At 65.4% G+C, this 20,197-nt stretch carries 21 protein-coding genes; 5 read left to right on the forward strand and 16 right to left on the reverse strand.

Annotation, left to right across the window (positions count from 1 at the left end):
* On the reverse strand, positions 1 to 1,724 hold a 1,724-nt coding region (locus ACM608_RS01000), incomplete at its 3' end, for an AAA family ATPase (protein WP_419681053.1).
* Between the two features lie 272 nt (positions 1,725 to 1,996).
* On the opposite strand from ACM608_RS01000, the gene ACM608_RS01005 reads away from it, so the two are divergent.
* Positions 1,997 to 2,737: a DUF6538 domain-containing protein gene (locus ACM608_RS01005; protein WP_419681055.1), complete on the forward strand. Its 741-nt coding sequence runs from the start codon at positions 1,997 to 1,999 to the stop codon at positions 2,735 to 2,737.
* 10 nt (positions 2,738 to 2,747) lie between these two features.
* Here ACM608_RS01005 and ACM608_RS01010 read toward each other — a convergent pair.
* Positions 2,748 to 3,898, reverse strand: a protein-coding gene (locus tag ACM608_RS01010) for an IS3 family transposase (RefSeq protein ID WP_419681056.1) whose coding sequence is annotated in 2 segments (ribosomal slippage) — positions 2,748 to 3,646 and positions 3,646 to 3,898 — 1,152 coding nt in all. Because the reading frame shifts where the segments join, the coding sequence is not laid out codon by codon here.
* A 353-nt stretch (positions 3,899 to 4,251) separates the two neighbouring features.
* Between ACM608_RS01010 and ACM608_RS01015 the strand changes: the two genes are divergently transcribed.
* On the forward strand, positions 4,252 to 4,437 hold the full coding sequence (locus ACM608_RS01015) for a DUF6771 family protein (RefSeq protein WP_419681058.1): 186 nt from the start codon (positions 4,252 to 4,254) through the stop codon (positions 4,435 to 4,437).
* 416 nt (positions 4,438 to 4,853) lie between these two features.
* Here the strand turns inward: ACM608_RS01015 and ACM608_RS01020 are convergent, their stop codons facing one another.
* Positions 4,854 to 5,669: an NUDIX hydrolase gene (locus ACM608_RS01020; RefSeq protein WP_419681060.1), complete on the reverse strand. Its 816-nt coding sequence runs from the start codon at positions 5,667 to 5,669 to the stop codon at positions 4,854 to 4,856.
* Between the two features lie 171 nt (positions 5,670 to 5,840).
* Here ACM608_RS01020 and ACM608_RS01025 point away from each other — a divergent pair, with 171 nt between their 5' ends.
* Positions 5,841 to 6,023: a hypothetical protein gene (locus tag ACM608_RS01025; RefSeq protein ID WP_419681062.1), complete on the forward strand. Its 183-nt coding sequence runs from the start codon at positions 5,841 to 5,843 to the stop codon at positions 6,021 to 6,023.
* A gap of 69 nt (positions 6,024 to 6,092) precedes the next feature.
* Positions 6,093 to 6,722, forward strand: coding sequence for an alpha-ketoglutarate-dependent dioxygenase AlkB (locus ACM608_RS01030; RefSeq protein WP_419681064.1), 630 nt, complete (start codon positions 6,093 to 6,095; stop codon positions 6,720 to 6,722).
* A 38-nt stretch (positions 6,723 to 6,760) separates the two neighbouring features.
* Here the strand turns inward: ACM608_RS01030 and ACM608_RS01035 are convergent, their stop codons facing one another.
* From ACM608_RS01035 to ACM608_RS01060, 6 genes are all read right to left on the reverse strand, one after another.
* Entirely contained in the window at positions 6,761 to 7,273 is a 513-nt protein-coding gene (locus ACM608_RS01035; RefSeq protein ID WP_419681065.1) for a hypothetical protein, read from the reverse strand.
* Positions 7,274 to 7,427: 154 nt separating this feature from the next.
* Complete coding sequence (locus ACM608_RS01040; RefSeq protein ID WP_419681067.1) at positions 7,428 to 7,889, reverse strand: hypothetical protein; 462 nt, start codon at positions 7,887 to 7,889, stop codon at positions 7,428 to 7,430.
* Positions 7,889 to 8,407 (reverse strand): hypothetical protein, encoded by a 519-nt coding sequence (locus ACM608_RS01045; protein ID WP_419681069.1) that lies wholly within the window; start codon positions 8,405 to 8,407, stop codon positions 7,889 to 7,891. The genes ACM608_RS01040 and ACM608_RS01045 overlap by 1 nt, the downstream gene beginning before the upstream one ends.
* Before the next feature lie 247 nt (positions 8,408 to 8,654).
* The gene (locus ACM608_RS01050) at positions 8,655 to 9,023 is read right to left on the reverse strand and encodes a low molecular weight protein tyrosine phosphatase family protein (RefSeq protein ID WP_419681071.1); all 369 of its coding nucleotides are present in this window, start codon (positions 9,021 to 9,023) and stop codon (positions 8,655 to 8,657) included.
* 10 nt (positions 9,024 to 9,033) lie between these two features.
* Positions 9,034 to 9,726: a phytanoyl-CoA dioxygenase family protein gene (locus ACM608_RS01055; RefSeq protein ID WP_419681073.1), complete on the reverse strand. Its 693-nt coding sequence runs from the start codon at positions 9,724 to 9,726 to the stop codon at positions 9,034 to 9,036.
* A 435-nt stretch (positions 9,727 to 10,161) separates the two neighbouring features.
* Positions 10,162 to 12,219 carry a polysaccharide pyruvyl transferase family protein gene (locus tag ACM608_RS01060; protein WP_419681075.1) on the reverse strand — a complete coding sequence of 686 codons (2,058 nt, stop codon included), beginning with the start codon at positions 12,217 to 12,219 and terminating at the stop codon, positions 10,162 to 10,164.
* A 124-nt stretch (positions 12,220 to 12,343) separates the two neighbouring features.
* On the opposite strand from ACM608_RS01060, the gene ACM608_RS01065 reads away from it, so the two are divergent.
* Positions 12,344 to 13,429 (forward strand): hypothetical protein, encoded by a 1,086-nt coding sequence (locus ACM608_RS01065; protein WP_419681077.1) that lies wholly within the window; start codon positions 12,344 to 12,346, stop codon positions 13,427 to 13,429.
* Here the strand turns inward: ACM608_RS01065 and ACM608_RS01070 are convergent.
* Genes ACM608_RS01070 through ACM608_RS01100 form a run of 7 tightly spaced genes read right to left on the reverse strand, consistent with a single transcriptional unit; the run spans position 13,426 to position 20,196 of the window.
* Positions 13,426 to 14,556: a cytochrome P450 gene (locus ACM608_RS01070; protein ID WP_419681079.1), complete on the reverse strand. Its 1,131-nt coding sequence runs from the start codon at positions 14,554 to 14,556 to the stop codon at positions 13,426 to 13,428. The two genes, ACM608_RS01065 and ACM608_RS01070, sit on opposite strands and share 4 nt — an antisense overlap.
* Entirely contained in the window at positions 14,553 to 15,353 is an 801-nt protein-coding gene (locus ACM608_RS01075) for a phytanoyl-CoA dioxygenase family protein (RefSeq protein ID WP_419681081.1), read from the reverse strand. Before ACM608_RS01075 ends, ACM608_RS01070 begins: the two co-directional genes overlap by 4 nt.
* Positions 15,350 to 16,963 (reverse strand): AMP-binding protein, encoded by a 1,614-nt coding sequence (locus tag ACM608_RS01080; protein WP_419681083.1) that lies wholly within the window; start codon positions 16,961 to 16,963, stop codon positions 15,350 to 15,352. The genes ACM608_RS01075 and ACM608_RS01080 overlap by 4 nt, the downstream gene beginning before the upstream one ends.
* Positions 16,960 to 17,802, reverse strand: a complete 843-nt coding sequence (locus tag ACM608_RS01085; protein WP_419681084.1) for a phytanoyl-CoA dioxygenase family protein — start codon at positions 17,800 to 17,802, stop codon at positions 16,960 to 16,962. The genes ACM608_RS01080 and ACM608_RS01085 overlap by 4 nt, the downstream gene beginning before the upstream one ends.
* Positions 17,799 to 18,671 carry a glycosyltransferase family 2 protein gene (locus tag ACM608_RS01090; RefSeq protein WP_419681086.1) on the reverse strand — a complete coding sequence of 291 codons (873 nt, stop codon included), beginning with the start codon at positions 18,669 to 18,671 and terminating at the stop codon, positions 17,799 to 17,801. The genes ACM608_RS01085 and ACM608_RS01090 overlap by 4 nt, the downstream gene beginning before the upstream one ends.
* A complete protein-coding gene (locus ACM608_RS01095; protein WP_419681088.1) occupies positions 18,668 to 18,928 on the reverse strand; it encodes an acyl carrier protein in 261 nt (86 codons plus the stop codon). The genes ACM608_RS01090 and ACM608_RS01095 overlap by 4 nt, the downstream gene beginning before the upstream one ends.
* The gene (locus ACM608_RS01100) at positions 18,925 to 20,196 is read right to left on the reverse strand and encodes a polysaccharide pyruvyl transferase family protein (RefSeq protein WP_419681089.1); all 1,272 of its coding nucleotides are present in this window, start codon (positions 20,194 to 20,196) and stop codon (positions 18,925 to 18,927) included. Before ACM608_RS01100 ends, ACM608_RS01095 begins: the two co-directional genes overlap by 4 nt.
* Position 20,197 lies beyond the last annotated feature (1 nt).

Raw genomic sequence — 20,197 nt, forward strand, 5'->3', positions numbered from 1 at the left:
GCCTTGAGCCGCTCTTTCGTCATACCCTTCGCCTGCGCCATCCCCTCGAACTGGCTGGGGGCGTAGTTCGGGCCGGGGGACGGCCCCACCTGCCGACCGTCGCCCTGCTTCTCCCTCTCTCTGAGGCAGGCGAGGAAGGCCATGTTGTCGCCCGACGCTGCAGCGGCCGCCGCCAACTCCCTCGCCCGATCGGCCGGCAAGTCTGCATCGCGTACCAGTGCGAAGTCATGCCAGCGGAAGGTCAGTTCCTCGCCAGCGCGAGCGTAGTTGGCCTTGCCGAGCGACATCCGCCGCACGTCCGCATCGGTATCGTCCGATCGTTCCAGCAGGATCTGAGACCGGACGGCGTTCAGCCATGCCGTGCTGCCGGAGTAGCTATCCCCCGCCTTGTTGCGGTGGGCGATCAGCAGGATCGTGACGCCAAACTCGCCGCACAGCTGATACAGCAGGTTGATGAAGGCGGTGACCTGGCTGCGGTCGTTCTCGTTACCCGCGAACAGGTGCGCCACGTTGTCGAGCGTCACCAGCTTGGCATTGGTCGCCACGATGGTCGCGCGTAGCAGGGCGTATGCTGGTGCGGGCCGCAGCTTGCCGTCCGCATCGAACGTCGCCAGCTCATTGTTCAGGCGCCCGCGCAGACTGACAATGTGCAGCCGGCCGGCGAGGTCGTGCAGCGTGGTGCCGATCTGCGCCGCGATCTTGGACAGTCGCCAGTGGTTCTCCCGCTGATCGTCCTCAGCCGTGACGTAGAGCGCGGGACCGGGCGCGACATCCATACCGAGCATCTGCCGGCCTGCCGCCGCGCACGCACTGATCTGGAGGGCGGCAGTCGACTTGTTCGTGCCGCCGTCGCCTGTGACGATCACGACATCATCCCGGGGGATGAAGGGTGCCATCACGAACGCCTTGGGCGTCGGCGCGGTGGCGGCCCATTGCGACAGGTCGGCGAGTTCGAAGGTCTCGGCAGGCGCGTGCAACGCGGCGTCTACCAGCGCGCGCAGCTCGTCGGCGGTGCCCGTCCAGTCCATCACGTCGCCCTTGGGCGAGAGGCCGGGCAGCGCCACGAATACGGCACGCCCGCCGGCCTCTGTGATGCTCTTCGCAGCACGTTCGGCGAACCCGCGCCCCTCGTCATCATTGTCGGGCAGGATGGCCACGGTACGGTCCGCCAGAGCGGCCCCGTAGGCGTCGCGCCATCCCTTCGCGCCGAATGCCACGGCGGTCGCTACCAGCCCCCAGGAGGCCAGCTTGTCGGCCTTCCGCTCCCCCTCGGTCAGGTAGACGATCGTGTCGGGATCTGCCGCCAGGATCGCAGGAAGGCGGTAGGGCACCCGCTCGACGTCCGCGAGGCCGTTGGTCCACCCGCCACGACCGTCCGGCCGCTGCGCCAGGAACCGCTTGCGCTGCCCGGCCTTCTCTTTCCGGACGGTGCGATAGACGACAGTGCCGTCAGCGCCGACGTACTCATAGCTGCCGGTCTCTCGCCAGCCTTCGCCATTGTCATTCGCGCGTGGGCGATCGGGGAGAAGCCCAATCCGGCGGCATTCATCCTTGACCGCGCGCCAGTCGCCGCCGTTGTGACTGTAGAAGACGACATCGCCGCCATCCGCATCCTTCACGGTCATGCCGCGATCGGACTTGCTGTGGCCGGGCGTTGGGAACGCGCCCTGTGATCCCTGCCATTCACCGTTGAAGTGGCGAGTGATGTCCTGCGCCAGCGTCATGCATCACCTCCGAAGCGAAGGCGAAGTATTGGTTTGCGGACGCGAGCTTTTCCGTCCCCCCGCTCCTGCAAGTCATTGGAAAGCAACGGCTGGAACGAACCGTGAAAGTCGGGACGGGCCGTTGATTCTACGGCGTTCTGTTCTTCCACGGCTGAAACACGGGTTCGATTCCCGTAGGGGTCACCAATTCAGACTCAAAGGTCTGAAACGCGGGTAAACCCCGGAAGGTGCACCCTTTGCGCGACGTCAGGTGGTCCATTTAGGTGGCCCATATGAACGCTCGGCTCATCTCCCCGTGGAAACATCCGAAATCCAGCCAGTACTGGTTCCGCATGGTCATACCGCCGCGTTACCGCGACGGGGTCGGCAAGAGTGAGATCAAGCAGTCCCTCGGAACCGAGGACATTGGCGAGGCGCGTCGTCTTTGTGCCGCGCGCCAATCCGAGTGGCGAAAGCGGTTCGAAGCGATCGACCTAGAGGAGCGAGCTTCTAATGCTCGGAGCGGCCTGGCCGCCGTCGGTCGCTATATAGATGCGCAAGCAATTCGGCTTGGCGGCATGGATAGTGCGATCGCGTACGAGCTTGAGGGTGTCGCTCTAGCAGAAGCGGCTTATCTCGATAAACCAAGCTCCGTGGAGTTGGGGCTCAGAGAGGGCGAGAGCCACCCCCTCTTGGAGGCGATCTATCCCGATCCCAAAATCAGGGCGTTACGCGACCCGATCTGTCTTCGTCGCGCATCTCTATCCGCCTCTTCGGCCGCCGTGATCAGCGGCTATGACAGCCTCGACCGCGCTGCCGACTACTCGTTTGATCGCATCGTGGCTGATGCGGTCGAGGAGGCCTTAAGCCTTGCCGGTCTCCCCGTCGACGTCAACGCGGAACACCATCAACTCGCGGCACGACATCTCTTGCATCGACTCCGAGATTATCCTCTGGCTGTCAAAGAGACCCTGCGTGCCGCTTTTCCGAGCATTCCGCTTACCAAGTGCGAGGGGACTGACGTGCTCCCCTGATTGTTACCATTCAGAGGTAGAGTCCGGCTCCTTCATGATGGTTGGTTGAGTGTATGACAACCTGTCTGGGGGCATGCCCCCAGACAGGTTCGCCGGCTTTCTCGGCGGGTGTTCTCCCGCCCAGTTTCGAGTGCGGCCTGACGTGATTGTAGTCGTGCCGCCAAGCGTCGAGCACGAAGCGGGCATGGGCCAGCGACGTGAACAGCGTCTCATTGAGGCATTCGTCGCGCAGACGGCCGTTGAAGCTCTCGACGAAGCCGTTCTGCATCGGCTTGCCCGGGGCGATGTAGTGCCACTCGACCCGCCGCTCCTGCGACCAGCGCAGAATGGCCGACGACGTCAGCTCGGTGCCGTTGTCGCTGACCACCGTATGCGGCTTGCCGCGCATACCGATGAGCCGCGTCAGTTCCCGCGCTACCCGTACGCCCGACAGCGACGTGTCAGCCACCAGCGCCAGGCATTCCCGCGTGTAGTCGTCGACCACGCACAGGATGCGGAACCGACGGCTGCACGTCAGGGTGTCGGAGACGAAGTCCAGCGACCAGCGCTGGTTCGGCCCATCCGGCAGCACCATCGGCGCCCGGGTGCCCAAGGCGCGCTTGCGACCACCGCGGCGTCGGACTCGCAGGTTCTCCTCGCGGTATATCCGCAGCAGCTTCTTGTGGTTGGGCGTCATGCCTTCTCGCGCCAGCAGATAGCCCAGGCGCCGGTAGCCGAACCGGCGCCGCTCCCCTGCCAACTCGCGCAGTCGTTGCCGTAGAGGACCGTCATCTGGCCGTGACGACCGATACCGGATCACCCCGCGGCTCACGCCGACCAGGTTGCACGCCCGACGCTCGCTCAGCCCGTGATGCTCACGAGCATGGGCGACAGCGTCCCGCTTAGCGCCGGGCGTCACCATTTTTTTGAGGCCAGATCCTTCAGCACGACGTTGTCGAGCATCGCCTCAGCCAGCAGCTTCTTCAACCGGCTGTTCTCTTCCTCAAGCGTGCGCAGGCGCCGGGCCTCGGACACCTCCAGGCCGCCATACTTCGACTTCCACTTGTAGAACGTCGCCGCGCTGATCCCGTGGCGACGACACACATCCGCCGTCGCCATGCCCGCTTCCTGCTCCTTCAAGATCGCGATGATCTGCTCTTCGCTGAACCTGCTGCGCTTCATCTTCGTCCGACTCCTTCGCGTCGGACTCTACTCAAAATCGGTCACATTTCAGGGGAGCACGTCAGGCCCGTTCTCGACACCTTCGCCTCCTCGCAGTCGACGCGAAGGTTGCTTGAGCGTCCCTGCTCGGTCGATCGAACCTCAGGGCTAAGGAGGTAAATCATAGTATGATTGCTTCTGCGGATTGCATGCTAGCCGCAGGTTCAGTCGCCCCCTTGGGGCGCTAGCAGCTTGTGAGAATGGCCCGAGAGGCAGCTATGCGAGAGCTGCGGCAGCCGATCGCACCCCCGCCACACCTTCGCCTTGCCCGATGTTCCCGATTTGTTCATATTCGCGATAACGGAGATTCGCCCATGAACATCGACCCGAACCGTCTCGCGGACGCTCTTACCGACGCGCCTATCTGGCTACGACACGCCCTCGTACAATCCGATCGTACCTCGCGACGATCGAGCGCGGAATTGCTGGCTAGCATCGTCCTGACGCGGCTCGAAGATCGTCTGCCCGCGGATACTGCACAAGACCAGTTGCCGCTTTGATGGAGGATGGTCCGCTCGATCCGAAACTTGCGAGAGTTGGTCAGCAAGGGTGGCCACATCCATGCCGAATGCCGTGCTTGCGCGAGGGTAGCCAAATTCTCCGTAGCCGATGTGGCAGCCTACTTCGTCGCGCGGGGTTGGGATGACCGCTGGCCAGAATTTGCGAAAAAGCTACGCTGTCACAAGCGCGCCGGTGGATGTGGAAGTCTTTTCCCGAGAGTTCACTGGTACGTTGGACCGCCGCCGCCCGACTCAGACCCACTTCCACCACGTCCGAGATTGGTGAGGGCCACGTTATCACCTCCCAAGAGGGTGAATTCCACCGAGTGGGAGTGCGCCAAGGATGATCGTGAGCGACGCCGTTTGGTGCGACACGCACGCGGATGATCGCAGCTGAACCAGTTGTTCTTACGTACTTATGTCCGAGTTTGCTTGGCAAACTCGGCTTGGACGGTGCTCCAGAGTTCTGCCGTCACGGGGTAGCCGTGGTCATTCGGGATGCAGAGATGCATCTCGCCGGACACCATCTTCGTCCAAGGAACGATAGCTCTGAATGGATCCGCCGGAATGGCGGTGATCACCTCGGCAAAGGTACGGGCTTTTGCAATCCGTTCGAGGATTCTTCGGGTGGGGAACAGCGCATAAGTACTCCCCTCTGCGCAGCACCTTAAGATCGAGAGAGGTGAAGCCCATCGAAAAGCGCTGATCTCGCTTGGATCAACGGTGATGTCACTCACGGAGGGCGCGCGTGCGACGTAGATGCGCGCATCGAAGCAGCGAGTGATGAGCGAGCGCTCTGCTAGGCCTGGTTGCCAGCGAGCGTAGGGTTTGATGGAGAACAAGTCGATTTCTAACCTGCTTGAGGCGAGGGCAGTTTCGAAGGGGCGGCCCTCGGCCAATCCATCGCTGAGACGCCGCGCTCTCTCCGGGGGCGGCGGCGGCGAGAACCCGATAGCAAGTCCACATTCTTCGACGGTTTCGCGAATGGCAGCTACTCGCGCTGCTGCATCCTCTAGCGTCAGGCCCGCAGTTAGCTTTTTCGCCAGGGCAACGTCCGCTGCGTCTACACGCCCGCCCGGGAAAACAAGAGCATTAGGGGCGAATGCCATGGTCGGGGATCGCTGCAGCATGAGAACCTCGAGGCCCTCCGCTGCTTCCCGCAAGATGACGATTGAGCCCGCTGGCTGCAGCGTAGCATCAGAGGGCTGGCCTTCGACGTTGTAGTCAGCCATGTCGCGGTCAGCCCTAGGTGATGCGAGCCGCCTGCGAGCGCGGTGACCCTCGTTGCGTGCTCACAATAGCGGCTAACATGCCTTTTCGCCTAAGCCCAAGGCTTACTCGCTCTTCCTACAGATGCTAGGTTTGTCTCCTCCGAGCACTGCAATCGGCCGAGGACGACGAAAATGGACCGTTTCGATCCAGCTAAGCGCCGAGCGGTGAAAGCCGCAGCGCGGCGCCATGACGACATGGAGTTGGCTGCAGGCCGTGTGACACCGGCCGAGATGCAACGGCGCAACGGAGCGTTTCAGCACATCGACTTTGCCAAGGCTCAGATCGTCCTTAAGGACGAAGACCCGATCCTGTGAGATGATGGCGGTCCAGTCCGCATCGTCATGAGGCTGGCGACACCTCCGCTATCCTACCTGCGCTCTGACATGACAGATCTGTTCAATGCGCCCGTTCCTCCTGGTCTCTCTTCGCGCAACGAGATGATCTCGGCGGAGGAGGAGAAGGTGCTGATGGCAGCGATCGACTCCCTCGATCTGCAGCCATTCGTCTTCCAGCAGTGGACCGGCAAACGTCTGACGCACAGCTTTGGCCTGAATTACGACCTCCAGTCTGGTGCGCTCGCGCGCGCCGAACCCATCCCTGATTGGTTGCTCGATGTTCGGGAGCGTATGGCCGCATTTGCCGGTCTTGCGGCTGATGATCTCGTCCAGGCGCTGCTTCTGCGGTACGACATCGGCGCAGGTATTGGCTGGCACCGTGACCGACCGATCTACGAACACGTCGTCGGCCTATCGCTAGGAGCACCTGCGACCCTTCGCTTTCGTAAGCGCCGCGCGGAGCGGTGGTCTCGGGCATCGACTCCGCTGGAGCCTCGGGGCGCCTACCACCTGTGTGGTGAAGCCCGCCACAATTGGGAGCACAGCGTCGTCGAGATGGATCGCACCCGCTACTCGATCGCCTTTCGCAGCCTTTCGGCCAATGGCAGATCCGTTGTCATGGTTCTCTCCATCTATCGTCGATCGAGCGGCGGCTCGGATTGTCGATCTGGGATCTGATTGTTTGTTGGCCGGCACGACGCCGCCGAGACGTTCCCTCAGCCCCAGAGTTCGGCCTGCAGGTAACCACGAACCTGCTCCAGGCCTTCCTCGCTGTCGAGGATGTGCGAGAGCGCGGAGCTGGCCCGCAGGATCTCAGCGGTGTTGGCCCGGTGGAACCATGCGTACCCGCGATCGACGTCAGATAGCAGCGTAACTGCCAGCCTGACCGTCTCCATCATCCAGATGATGCGCTTGAGGACGGTCAGCGGCCATGCGGTGACTGCTTTCGATCGCAGCTGAGCCAAGGATGCTCCCGCGTCGATGCCGAACATTCGGCGGGTCTCGTCCTCGCTCAGCTTCAGCTCACGGCTCATGCTCTCGGCCATAAGGACGAGCGCCTCGGCAAGCTCCTCCGCTGTTAGCCCGGCGTCCGCTTCACGGGCCTGCCGGAGGACGAACCCGGCGGCGATCTCGCGATCGCCAGTCGCAAATGCGTCATTTCGGGTGGGAGCAGCTTGCTGCGCCAGCCAGGCGTCCAACCTGGCCAGCATCTTTGCCTCATCCGCCATAGCCTGCTCCCTCTCGATAGGCAGACCACTCCGCCTCGACGATGGCTCTCCCCTCTGCACCGTTGATCAACTGCATGACGAAGGTCGAGAAACCGACTGCGGAACGGATCGTACGGGTAGGTATCACGAGATGGGTGTGCGGGTGGTTCATGCCTCATGAGCGCGCTGGCACATGCAGTACCACAATGCAGGCCACGTCGAACTTGCGGGTGAGCGTAGAGGCAAGGCCGCGCGAGAGCTCCCATGCCTCATGCAAGTGCATGCGGGATTTCGGATCCTCAACCTCCGGAAAGCGCAACGTCACGACCGCTGCAAGGTGCAGGATCTTCTCGCCCGCCTTCAGATGGTAAGCCTGCGAAAGCGCCTGCAGATCGCGGTAGGCGTCGGGAGCCTCACGAGGCAGGACAATGTCCCAGGCCTCGCAGGTGTGCCCCTCCCACGACGACCCGGGTGCGGGGCGCTCCGTCGGAAAAAGACGCCTGAGGATGACATCGCCGAGTGTCCGCTTCGGCTCATCGCCGTTCACGGCCTCGATGACTCCGTACGACAGGTTTGGATTGCTGCCAGCTACCGGAACATAGTCCAGACCGGCCGGCGGTTTCGCTTTGTTCGCCATCAGCGCCAAGCCTCCATCGCGGCGTAGCGGATCCGCTTCGCTGCCTGACAGACGCCGAAGTTCCGTTCGTCCCAAGAGACGAAAGTGGGGACCACCTCGATGTGGATGCCATCCGCAGCCAGCCGCAGGTATGCACCCGTTTCCGGCGGAACCAGCCAGAACTCGCCGTATCGAGACTCGCACAGAACATAGTCGTGCACAGAGACGACTGCGTCGTTGAGCCAGTAGCTGACATCCCAAACAACCGGGCTGAGCGCCTCGGGATAGAAGCCGTGTCGCGAGATGACGACATCGGCCCGCATATCCTGCGCCACCTGCCGCATCGCCGGCTGGAACATCGGCAGCATCATCGGTGTGCCGCCGATGACGAGCCGTGGTTTGTCGAAGTACATGGATCCCGCGGGCAATCCCTTGGTGATCGCGGCGCCTCCAGACTGCTCTGTGGCATTCAGCAGGAGCTGGTTCAGGGCGCGCGTCGACGGCGCTACATAGGTTTCTTCGAAGGTAGTATCGTACATTAGAAGTGAAGCTCTCGTTTTATGGCGAACGGCCGTTCGGACGTTCGAAGCCTCCTTCTTCTTTCATCACTTCCAGAAGCTCATTTCATTACTGAGTTCTTCCACTCTTCCAATTCGAGCTGCCGGGCAGCTTCGCGTCTACAAGGACCCACTTTCGGCCGTTCAGCCTGCCCTGCCCATTTCCTGACACCGGTCATTCATCAAGCCGAACAGCGAGGCAGCTCACTCGCGATGTCGAGGGGGTTGATCAAACCTCTGGCTCTTGCGTCACTGGTATCGCAGGCAGGTGGCGGCTCGCCTTTATCTCCAGCAGCCGGATCAGTTCGGGCTGCATGAAGTCGTAGTCGTCCGGTATGTCTAGGCAGATCACGCGCCTGCCCCCGAGAGTCGCCCGGAAGCGCCGCTGCAGCTTGCTGCGGTGCGTCTCTTCCATGACGAAGATCACGTCGGCCCCCGCGACCAGCTCGGCCGTGAGCGGGTTGTCGGCGCCATGGTTGGTGCCGGCTGAGTCCACCTCCAAGTCCTGCCGGCGCGAGAACACCTGCTCGGCGGTGGGGCTACGCAGTCTGTTCTGGCTGCACACGAACAGCACCGTCTGAGTGCGGGGGCGGCTCAACCCTTGGCCCCTACACGCCGCGCCAGACGAGTGGACCTGGCGTCGCGTCGGCCGAGAAGTCGACCTGTAGCACGCGGCGCCGTCGCGGCGGAACGGCGGCGAGCGAGGCGTGGACGATCGACGTGGCGTACAGCCAGACGTCACCACGCGCGGCGAGACATAGCCGCTCGCCGAATGCCGCCACCACGCGCTCGATCTCGGTTTCGGGCAGGCGGCCGAGCCTGTGCGAGCCGGGCACGATGCGGAGGGGCGCGTTGCGCTCGTCAACCGCATCCAAGTGCACGCGCAGCGTTACCATGCGCTCGAGGATCTCGAACGGCGGTTCCACCTGGATCAACCCTGACTTGACCGTCCAAGGCCCGTACCCGTCAGTGTCCATACGCTCCTTGACCACGATCGTACGGTCTTGGTGCCAGCCGAGCGCCCAGTTCCGCTCCACGGTCTTATCGAACAGGATCGCACGTACGGGGCGAGCCTGTTCTCCGAGCACGAATGCCGCGATGGCCCCGATCGGTCCGGCACCATTGAGGAAGGGCTGCAACTGCCGTCCTTCCCCAATCCGCACACCTGGTTTGCTCGTCGGCAGCGCGGCCAAGGCAGTCTCGAGGCGACCACACGCAGCTTCGTCCAGAGCTTGCGCGAACAGCTGGGCTCCATCATCGTTGAGGGTAAGGCCAGCGGAGCGGCAGACGGTTGCGAGCATGATGGCGAGGCTAGCCCGAGCTACTCTCGGCGTCGACCCAGACCCAGTATCGGTCATCCAGACCGTCCTTCTCACTCCCCCACTTCTGCCGTTCGTTCATCTTCGCAAAACGAGCCGGCGAGCTCCGGCTGATCAGGGGCTAGAACGAGGACATGGGAGACAAAACAGCCGTTGATGTTGTTGACGGCGAGTGTCGGCTGCCAGACGGTTCAGCCGTTCAGGTCGATGCAACCGAGCACAGTAATTCGATGGTATAGCATCAAGCGATGGTGCCCCATCGCACAGTCAATCACGTCTGCAATTCCCACCGCAGCGCCTGCAATCTGCGATCTTGCGGATCAACCGCGCGCGGCACAGCATGCTGACCTTGCACGCGATGGTGCAACCGCAGACTGCAAAGACGTGAGCCGGCTACTCGAGCGACTTCCAGAGAGGCTACATCCGCCGGGAGAGGAAGGTGGCGTTCCTATAGGCGGTGTCGATCGAAAGGCTGTGCCGCTGGATCTGCGTATGGAAGCCGATCGCTGCCAGCCGGTCGACGATGTCCGATCCGAAATCGGTTATCACCAGGCTTGGCGAACCGTCTCCCGCGCGATGGTAGCGCGGCGGCAGCAGATGCTCGATCGCGTCATCGACGATCCGCACGCGATCGACGCTGACCGCGTCGATCGGCCAGCGCGTCGGGATCGAGAAGATGTGGACGCCGCCGACCTTCAGGACGCGGCGAATTTCGGCAAACGCCTCGTCCGGATCGATGACATGCTCGAACACGTCGGAGGTGATCACCAGATCGAACGTCCGGTCCGGATAAGGCAGCACCTTGAGATCGCCGAAGGGCACGCCCTTCAACTCCTCGCCCGGCTTGCCGCCCTCCCAATAATACGACCTATGGTAGTGCGGGAGGCCGGAGAAGGCACCCACGAACGGGCCGTGGAGCGCCGGCTCGTAGATGTGGGCGCCGTCCAATCGCCCGCTTGCGACCAGCCGGGCAATCGAGGTCTCGTGCCCGCGCGCGAATTCGTCGAGGATCGCGCTAGCCTGCTCGCGATAGCGCAGGGTCGCCCGGCACGATGGGCACGGATAGGATTCGCGCACGGAGGGATTGTCCCCACGGAGAAACACGCCCTTCGCGCCGCAGATCGTGCACAGGCCCAGGATGTCGTCACCAAGATTGCGGACCGCAGCGGTTGTAGACGGCTGGGCGGACCCGGGTGATAGGGCCGCGGAGGCGGGCGCGGGCGGGGCGGATGCTACCTGGCGATTGATGCCGCCCGCTTGCCGCCCCACTAGCATCGCGCCGATCGTCCAATCCCACCCGCCCCTCGCTGTGCCCTGATTGAGAAGCGTCGCCATCAGGCGCGCACGTGGCTTGGCCAGCGACGGGTTGGGCGTGGCGATCGCCCCCGCAACCTTCGCCCAATGATCGTCGATCGCGTCGAGCACCGTTGTCGGCACGCCCGCCGGCCCGGTCGCCGACGCAGCACGTTCGAATGCCGCTGCCCAGCCACCACAGAGATCATCCGGCCGCCCGACATGCGCGAGAAAGCCGTGTTGCTTGACGAGGCGGGGAACAGCCACGATGCAGCCGGGGCGTTCATACGCCAGCGCGGTAATATAACCGTGGAGCGAGCAGCCGATATAATGCTCGCTGAACGCGATCGCGGCGGCGATCTCGCGAAGGCCGACCGCGTCGTCGACCACCATGCGTGAGCCAGGCACGTGGTTCGCCACCTGTCGAACCGCGACGTGATCCTCATGGCACTCGCCGATCGCAATCAGCAACGGGACCAGGCCAGTGCGCTCGGCATGTGCCGCAACCAGCGCGCCGACCCGCGCCACATCCTCCCCGGTCAGCGCGCGCAGTTTGGGGTGGACGGCGAAGAAGCGGGTTCCGCCGGGCATCGCCTTGCGGGCCAGCAGCGTGGCGAAATCACGCGCCAGCGACGCGCGCGGCCAAAGACTTGCAAGATCGGCGATCGTGTCGGGGACCACTGCAACCCCCGCCGCCGCCCCGGGGTCGAGCTCGGCTCGGCTCGGCTCGTCCCGCACCGACACGTAGTCGGCCGCGGCGATCACGCGGCTCACAAGTTCGGCTTCACCGGTCGGATCGAAGGGCTTCGGCGCACCCGGCGCGTTCCAGATGACCGGACGCCGCGCGATCGCCCCCATCAGCGTGGCCCCGGCCCAAAGTGACGGATAGGCCCAATCCTCGATCGCGCGCGGATAGTCGCGGAGCCGGGCGCTTTCGAAGTGGATGATGTTGCCACCACCGATCAGCAGCGCGGCATGGCGTCGTGCCGATCCGGGCAGCGCTTCGATGCCGGTCGGGCGCATGGTATCGGCCCAACCGGTGTCCGTGCCCGTCGGCGAATAGGGCTGCACCGCATGGCCATGCGCACCCAGCCTGTGCGCGGCCATCAGAGGGAACAGCAGATCGCCGTAATTGCGAACGTCGAATGTCCCGATGATCGCGACTGCTGGTTTGTCTGCCATGCGTCGTACCGTCGAACGCGCGCATCCCTGCCGTCAAGGTCAAAGCTCCGGCAACGATCCCCGACCAACGCGCCGAGCACGGATCGGTTGACAGTGTCGTGCCCTGGCTGTTGTCTGTCCCGCGATGTACGGCCCGCTCCTCTCCGGCTTGGCGGCACTTCGCCGCGACAATCCCTGGGTCGAGGCGCCGCCGGCTCCAATCGCGCCCTTCCACCTTTCACTGGATGGCGGCGACGGCGGCCGGTCGCTGATCGAGGAGACGATCCGCGACCGGCAGGTGAGCCTGATGGTCGAGGTCGGCTGCTTTCTCGGCGGATCGGCGCGGCGCTGGCTTGCAGCCTCTGACGATCTGACGGTGATCGGCGTGGATCCCTGGGAGGGGAACTGGGCACCTTACATCCGCCGCCTGGCGGCCGTTCCGAAGATGCGCGCGCATATCGCCCATTTCAGTCGCGAGGAGATCGACGCGATCTGCGATTCGCTGGTGGAAGCCGGCAATTTTCAGATCGCGCTCAACAACCTGCGCGACCTGAAGGAGCGGTTCGTGCCCGTCCGCCGCCGCGCGCCCGAGGCGTTCGCCTATCTGGCGCAATACCAGATCAAGCCCGAGCTCATCTACATTGACGCCGACAAGACGCGCGATGCGCTGGACGAGGCCTACCGCTTGTTTCCGGAAGCGATGCTGTGTGGCGACGACTGGCTGTGGCCGGACGAGAACGGCGTCCTGCGAATGCAGCAGAACGTCATCGCCTTCGCCGACGAGCATGGTTTTACCGTCCGCCACGTCAAGCAGAGCTGGCTGCTCGAACCCAGGCAAGCGGCGCCCGCCGAGCGCGCCGTCATCAACCCCCTTCTGCATTCGCCGGCGATGCTGATGATTCGGAGGCTCAGGATGAGCGAAGATAGCACCGTATCGAACGACGCTCTGGACCAGCTTGAGGGCATGGTGGTCGCGCAAGGCCTCTTTCTAGCCGAGATTACCGCCAGCATGCTCAACTCGTACAACATTCCTGCGCCGCGGTTCGCACAGCGGATCAAGGAAATTGGCGCGCAGGTGACAGAGTTGCCGGAGTTCCAGCCCGGCGGCGGCGGGACGCCTGAGCAGCGCGAGATCGTCGCCGCGCATGTCGAGACCCTCGGTGCACTGATCCTGGATCGCCTCGAACGGAAGCGCGCGGGGGAGAAAGCGCGAAGGGCTGAACGGCGCTAGCCTGTTCTGCGCGTGACCAGGACCGGCATCGCCTTGACGAAGGGCATGTCGGCGTCGGTGCTAAGGACCGGCAGGGCAGTTGCCGGCGCAAGATCGCAGTCGCGCAACAGCGCCTGAAGAGCAGCCGCAAACTCAATCCGCGCCAGCCGCGCGCCGATGCAGGCGTGGGCGCCATTGCCGAAGCTCATCAGCGCCGCCTTCCTCTCCAGATCGACAACGTCAGGGTTTGGGAAGGCGGCCGGATCGCGCTGACATCGGGCGATGTCGATCGTGACGAGTTCGCCGCGCGAGATCGCATGGCCGCCGATCTCGACGGAACACGTGGCGCGCCGCGCGCTCGACCGGGCGATCGGGGGTGCGAGGCGCAGCATCTCCTCGACAAAGCCGGCGGTCAACCGGCAGTCGCTACGGAGGCGCCGTTGCAGGGCGGGAAGCTGCGCGAGCGTCCAGCACGCGGACGCGAGCACCGACGCGACGGTCACGCTCGCCGCCGTCAGGAAGAATAGATCGAGATGCAGGTTCCTCTCCGCATGGCTGACGGCAGGCACCGCCTCGCCAAGCCGCCTCACCGCGTCTGCGGCTAGCGTGTTCAGCGCAGCGTGTTCGCGCAATGACAGGAAGGGGCGGGGCGCGGTGAGGAGTTCGGCACCTGTATCGCGCAGCGCGGCTGCGATGTCGCGCGGGAGGCCCAGCATGTCGGCCGCGAGCGCCGTCGCAAGCGGCGCACCATAGCCGGCAAGCATGTCCGCCTCGCCTTCGGGCAGACCCTCGATCAGGCTCGTGCAAAGCGCGTCGACCCTCGCGGGCGTCCAACGCTCCATCCCGGTGCGCATCGTGCGGATCATCGCCGCGCGGCTGGCGGCGTGGTCATCGCCCGACTGGAATACACTGTTCCCGCGCAAAACCTGTACGAGATGGTGGACGGGGCGTGCGGCGCGAACGCTTACCCGCTCGACCTCGGACGCCGCATCGACTGTCGTCAGCGCATCGATGCGAAACGCATCGAGCGCAAGTGCATGGCGCGTGATCACCCAGCCGCCGATCCCGCGCGCGATCGCGGCCGCGGCGGGCGGACTCGGATCGAACGGCGCGGGCGGCAGCGGAAAGCGTGTCTCGGCCAAATTCAATCGCCGTAGATGACGGCCATGCCGCTGCGCAGGATCGCGGCATGGCGCATCATCGCGGGCCGTCCCATCGCGCTTTCGGGTGCCTGCTCGAGATCGAAGCCGATGCCTGCCGCCCCACGGATGTGGGTCGCAGAGCCACGCCGCCCGCCCGTCAACGTCGTTTGCGCGGCGATGTAGCGCACCGCGAAGCCGACGCGTCGCCTTCCGCTTCGATTCGGGGCCGAGCCATGGACGAGCAGCGGATGGTGCAGCGACATCTCGCCGGGGGCGAGGACGAGATCGACCGCTTCTTCCTCCGCAACCTCGCGCAGTACCCGTTCCTTGCGCCCGAGCAGATTCGCCGGATCGACGGGATGGTCGTGGTCGATCGGGCGGGTATGCGTTCCCGGCACCACGCGAACGCAGCCATTCTCCCGGTCGCTCGGCGTCAGCGCGATCCAGGCGGTCACCGCGCGAGGCTCGGAGAGGCCCCAATGCGTCGCATCCTGATGCCAGGAGACATGCGCCGCGCCGCCCGCAGGTTTGGAGATGAAGCTGCTGCCATAGCAAAGCAGATCGGGGCCGAGCACCGCCTCAACCGCGTCGACGATACGGACGTCGTGGACGACGAACCACAGCGACGGCAGCAGCAGGTGTGGCTTGGCATTGAAGGCGGGGGGTATGCGGCCGCCCTTGCGACCCTCGATCTCCTCCAACTCGGCCAGCAGCTTGCCTGCGTCCCGCGCGCCGATGGCAGCAAGCGGCGCGGCATAGCCCTCCCGCTCGAATCTAGAGGTGATCTCCTCGGGTGCCATCATGCTGCCCGATCCGCATCATGCAGGAGCCCGGACAAATACGCCGCCCGTGCCGCTTGCCGGCGGATCTTGCCGCTGGTCGTTCGCGGCAGCGCGCCGCTGCGCACGAACCTCAGTCGCGGCGAAATGCCGGTACGATCGGCAACGCTGGCTGCGATGCGTTCGCGGAGCGCGTCGTCCAATCCTGCCAGTTCGCGCGGGCGCAACTCGCAGAGCAGGACGGCAGTCTCGCCCACTCCGTCCGAAACGGCGAAGGCGGCGGCTGCGTTGATGGCGGGCTCGGCCAAGATCGCGGCCTGCTCGATATCGATCGCGTGGACCTTGCGTCCATGGACAATGACGATGTCCTTGACCCGATCGATCACGACGACTCCCTCGGAGGCGAGCCGGCCGATGTCACCGGTGGCGAGGAGTCCGTCTTGTGCCGCCGGAAAGAGCCTGACCGTCTGCGCCACGCCATCCCAAACCCCGGGCGAGACATGCGGGCCGCCGATGCGGATTTCGCCGGTGCCGGGCGGGAAGTCGGGCTGGGGCTCGATCGCCAGCGTTGCGCCGGGAACCGGCCGCCCGCTCGCCACAACCCCGTCGCTAAGTGCTCGCACGCCGTGTGAGGGCCGAGCGCAGGTGGTGATCAGAGTCGTTTCTGCCATGCCGTAGCAGGGGAGGAACGCCGATGCGTCAAATCCCGAGGGCGCAAGATGCGTCGCAAAGCCACGGAGCGTCTCCGCGTGGATCGGCTCCGCGCCGCAGAAGGCGATCCGCCACCGGCTGAGGTCGAGCCCGGCCAGCGCCGCCTGCGGGGCGCGCCTGACGCACAGGCCGAATGCGAAATTCGGCCCTCCGGCGATCGTCCCGCCATGCCGCGCGATGGCGGCGAGCCAGCGTAGCGGCTTCTGGATGAAGGCAGTGGGGGGCATCAGAACGGCGGTGATCCCGCAGTAAAGCGGATGCAGCAATGTGCCGATCAGCCCCATGTCGTGCGAGGGGGGCAACCAGTTCACCCCGACATCGTCCGGCCGCGTCCCGAACGCGGCGGCGATCATCGCCTGGTTCGCGGCGAGGTTGCGATGGGTGATGACGATGCCGCGTGGCACACGTGTGGAGCCCGAGCTGTACTGGATAAAGGCCGGCTGCTCGCCCGAAGGCATGGGAGGCGGATCGCCAGCCCCGTCCAGATCCTCGATCATCAGCCGGGGCAGTCCGTCCAGCAGGCAATCGCCGGTCCCGCCTGCATGACGTGCGCTCGCCAGAACGGTCGCGGCGCCGACGTCAGCGACGATCGACGCCAGCCGCTCGCGTGCGTCGCCGACCGCAGGCCAGGGCACCGTCACTGCGATGGATCCCGCGCGAAGGCACCCGAGGAACGCGATTGCGAAATCCGGCCCGGGCGGCAGGGCCAGGATGATCGGTCGGCCGGCCAGCCCGCGATGGAAGATCGAAGCGGCGAAGGCGTGGTAGCGCGCCTCGATTGTGGCGAAGCTCAGCGTCTCGGTCACGTCCTCGCCACGATCGAGGAAACGGATCGCATCACGATCCGGCACCCGCCGCGCCGCAGCCTCCAGGCTGAGGAAGATCGTTTCGGCTTCGAGCGCAAGCGGCGGACCGTGGATCACGGCTCGCCCTGCCAGATCTCTTCGCGATGTCGACCGATCTCCTGCCGCACCATCCTGGCGGACTCACGCACGATCGCACCGTAGCGTCTCAACGCTGCGGGATCGAGATCGCTGAGTGGCATCTCCTCCAGCCCGAAGGTGCCGTGATCGCGCCCGCGCACCAGCGTCGCGCTGGCGCGGTGTCCGCGTGCCTGCGGGGTGGCTGCCGCGACATAACGAATTGCGAAGCCGCAGCGCCGGTTTACCGAGCGGTTCGGTGCCGAACCGTGGACGGTGAGCAGATGGTGGATCGACATCTCCCCGGGCTGAAGCACCACGTCGACGGCGGTCGCCTCGTCCACCGTCGCCGCGATCCGCTCCCCACCGGGCAGCATGTTCTCCGGATCGCCGGCGTCGACATGGCGGCGCTGCGAGACGTGCGATCCCCGCACCACGCGCATGCAGCCGTTTTCCGGTGTGGACGGGGTGAAGGCGATCCACGCCGTCAGAGCATCGGGACGGGCAAGGCCCCAGTAGGTCGCGTCCTGATGCCAGGCGACGTTCGCGACGCTGCCGGCCGGCTTGTCGAAGAAGCTCGCCGCCCAGCAAAGCACGTCCGGTCCCAGCAGCGAGGCGACCGGGTCCACGATGCGCGAATCGTGGACGAGATTCCACAGATCGGGAAACAGCAGGTGCGCCTTCAGGTTGAAGATCGCGGGCAGGCTGCCGTCGCGCGCCGCGCCATGCCGCGCGAGCAAGGCGTTGAGCGCGGCGATCTCATCCCCCGCGATCGCCGGCAACGGGAAGAGAACACCGTCCGCCCGATAGCGCTCAAGCGCCTCCGCCGCGAGGCCGCTCATGCCGACACCTGTCGCGTCGCCGCGTCGTACACCCAGCCGCGTTCCCGGATCAGCGCGAGCGGGCGGGCACGACGACGCACATAGGCTGCGCCGGCACGCTTCACGACCTCTTGCGCGCTTTCAACGGTGGAGGTGGTCAACCCGCCATGGATCTGGTGGAAGGTCCCCTCTCCCGCGATGCGGATCAGCTGGATGCCGGGAAGAGCCATCGCGCGGATCAGTGCGTCGGGGTTGGCGAAACCGCCGCCCGGCTCGGTAAACGCCTCGTCATAGCCGCCCATCTCGTTCCAGAGCGCGCGTGTGAGGAAAAGCCCGTTGCTCTCGCGCAGCGGACCGGCTGCTCCCTCGCGCATCTCCGAAGTGGCGATCTCGAACAGGCGGTAACCGTCCTTGGGCCAGCCGATGCCGGCGAGAAGCCGGTCCTCTTCCGCCTGATCATAGCCGTGATCGCGCGCCAGGTACTGCAGCCGGGGGCCGAGCTGAAAGTTGAGCGTCGCGATCACGGGCCGGGGATGAAGTTGTGCCGCCTCCCAAGCCGCCCGCAGCAGGCCGGGCGAGGCCAGCCGCGCACCATCGATCCACACCCCGATCAGCCCCGCGCGGGCCTCACGCAAGCCCAGATTGATCGCCGGCACCGGCGAGCCGGTCGCGCGCTCTGGCGCGAGAACGCGCACCGGTGTGCCGAGCCCGCCAAGCTGCGCGGCCTCGATCGGCTCGCGCGAACCGTTGTCGACGACCACGATCTCGATGCGGACGTCGTCCAGCCCGCGCTGGTACGGCACGGCAAGTGATCGCAGGGTGCGCGGGAGTTCTCGCGCCATGTCATGCGCGACGACCACGATGGACATGTCCGGCGCGCGCCCGCTCACGCAGGCTCGGTTGCGAAGGCGGCGACGAAGGCGTCGATGGAGGGATGCTCGAACAGGCTCGCCGGGTCGACCGGCACGCCGAACTCCTCCTCCAGGACCCCGGCCATCACGACCGCCTCCACCGAGTCGAGTCCATAGGAGGTGAACGTCTGATCGGTGGGCAGCTCGGCCGCAGGGATGTCGATGATCGATGTTATGTAGTCGACCATCCATGCCTTCAGCGCCGCCGGCTCCAGCGGAATCCGCGTGTCGCTCACGTTCCCGCCCTCCGCAGGCCCGCGCCGCTGAGGGCGTCGGGGCTGAATGCGCCCGTATGGCTGAGATAGGGTCTGAGCATTGCGACGATCCCCTCCTGATTTTTCGCGTGCGCCAGCAGTTCGTCGCGTTGTGCCCGCCGCGTCGACGGCGCGGCAAGAACCTTCGTTACGTGCTCCCAATGTGTGTCAAGTGCGGTGAAGACGTGGGGCGGGAGCGGCGTGCTGCGGGCGGAGGCTGCGCGCTCGGCGGCCTTGGCAAAGGCCTCGTCCCATTGGAAGGCGAGGTCGTCCGCCCGACCGCTGTGATCGAGGAACCCTGAGAACTTCCGATAGGCCGGCCGCGCGACGAGAACCCCCGGCACGCCATAGCTGGCCGAGGCGATGTAGCCGTGAAGCGACGAGCCGATGTAGAGCGATGCGAAGGCGAAGGCGGCGCTGATCTCGCGAAGGCTCAGCGGATCGTCGAGCAGCAGGCGAGGGCCCTGCATCTCGGCCGCAAGCGCGCGCATCGTCGCGGGATCATCATGATTAGCGCCGACGGCGACCAGCACCGGCAGCATCGTATGCCGCCGGGCGAGTTCATCGAGCGCGGCGGCGATCTCGGCCATCGCGATACCTGCGACCGCACGGTCGCGCAGGTGTACCGCGAGGGTTCGCGCCGCGCCGCTCACGCCCTTGCGCGCCAGCAGCGCCCGCCACTCGGCTTCGAGGCCTGACCTGGGCCACATGCGCGACAGATCGGCAACCGGATCAGGCACGATCGTCACAGGCACGTCGGCCGGTGCGTCGAGAAGCTGGGCCGCGCCGCGATCACGAACCGCGACGTAGTCGGCCGCGCGGAGGACGGGGGCCATCAGCCGCTTCTGGCGCGGCGTGAAGCGGTGCGGCACGCCGGGCGCGTTCCAGGCGATCGGCATGTCGCCACCGCCGGCGGCGATCGTCGCGCCGACCCACAGCCCCGCACCCGCCCATTCGGCGACGCCGGCGGGGCCGTAGCCGGGCATGAAGTCCATCGGCAGCGCATGGATCATGTATCCCCCGCCGATCAGCAGCCCGTCGAAGCGTAAGCTGCCGCCGAATAATTCGGCCAGCGATACGGGATCGATGGCGTCCGACAGGTTCGGCCGCATCGCCGTCGGCGCGACGGGGACCACGTCGAACCCGCTCGAGAGCCGGTGCCGCGCGATCACCGGGAACATCAGATCGCCATAGTTCTGGAGATCGAACACGCCGGTGACCGCGATGCGGCGGGAGGGCGTGCCCGGCATG

The organism is Sphingomonas sp. ID0503 (assembly GCF_048565625.1).
Classification (GTDB): domain Bacteria; phylum Pseudomonadota; class Alphaproteobacteria; order Sphingomonadales; family Sphingomonadaceae; genus JBLZUR01.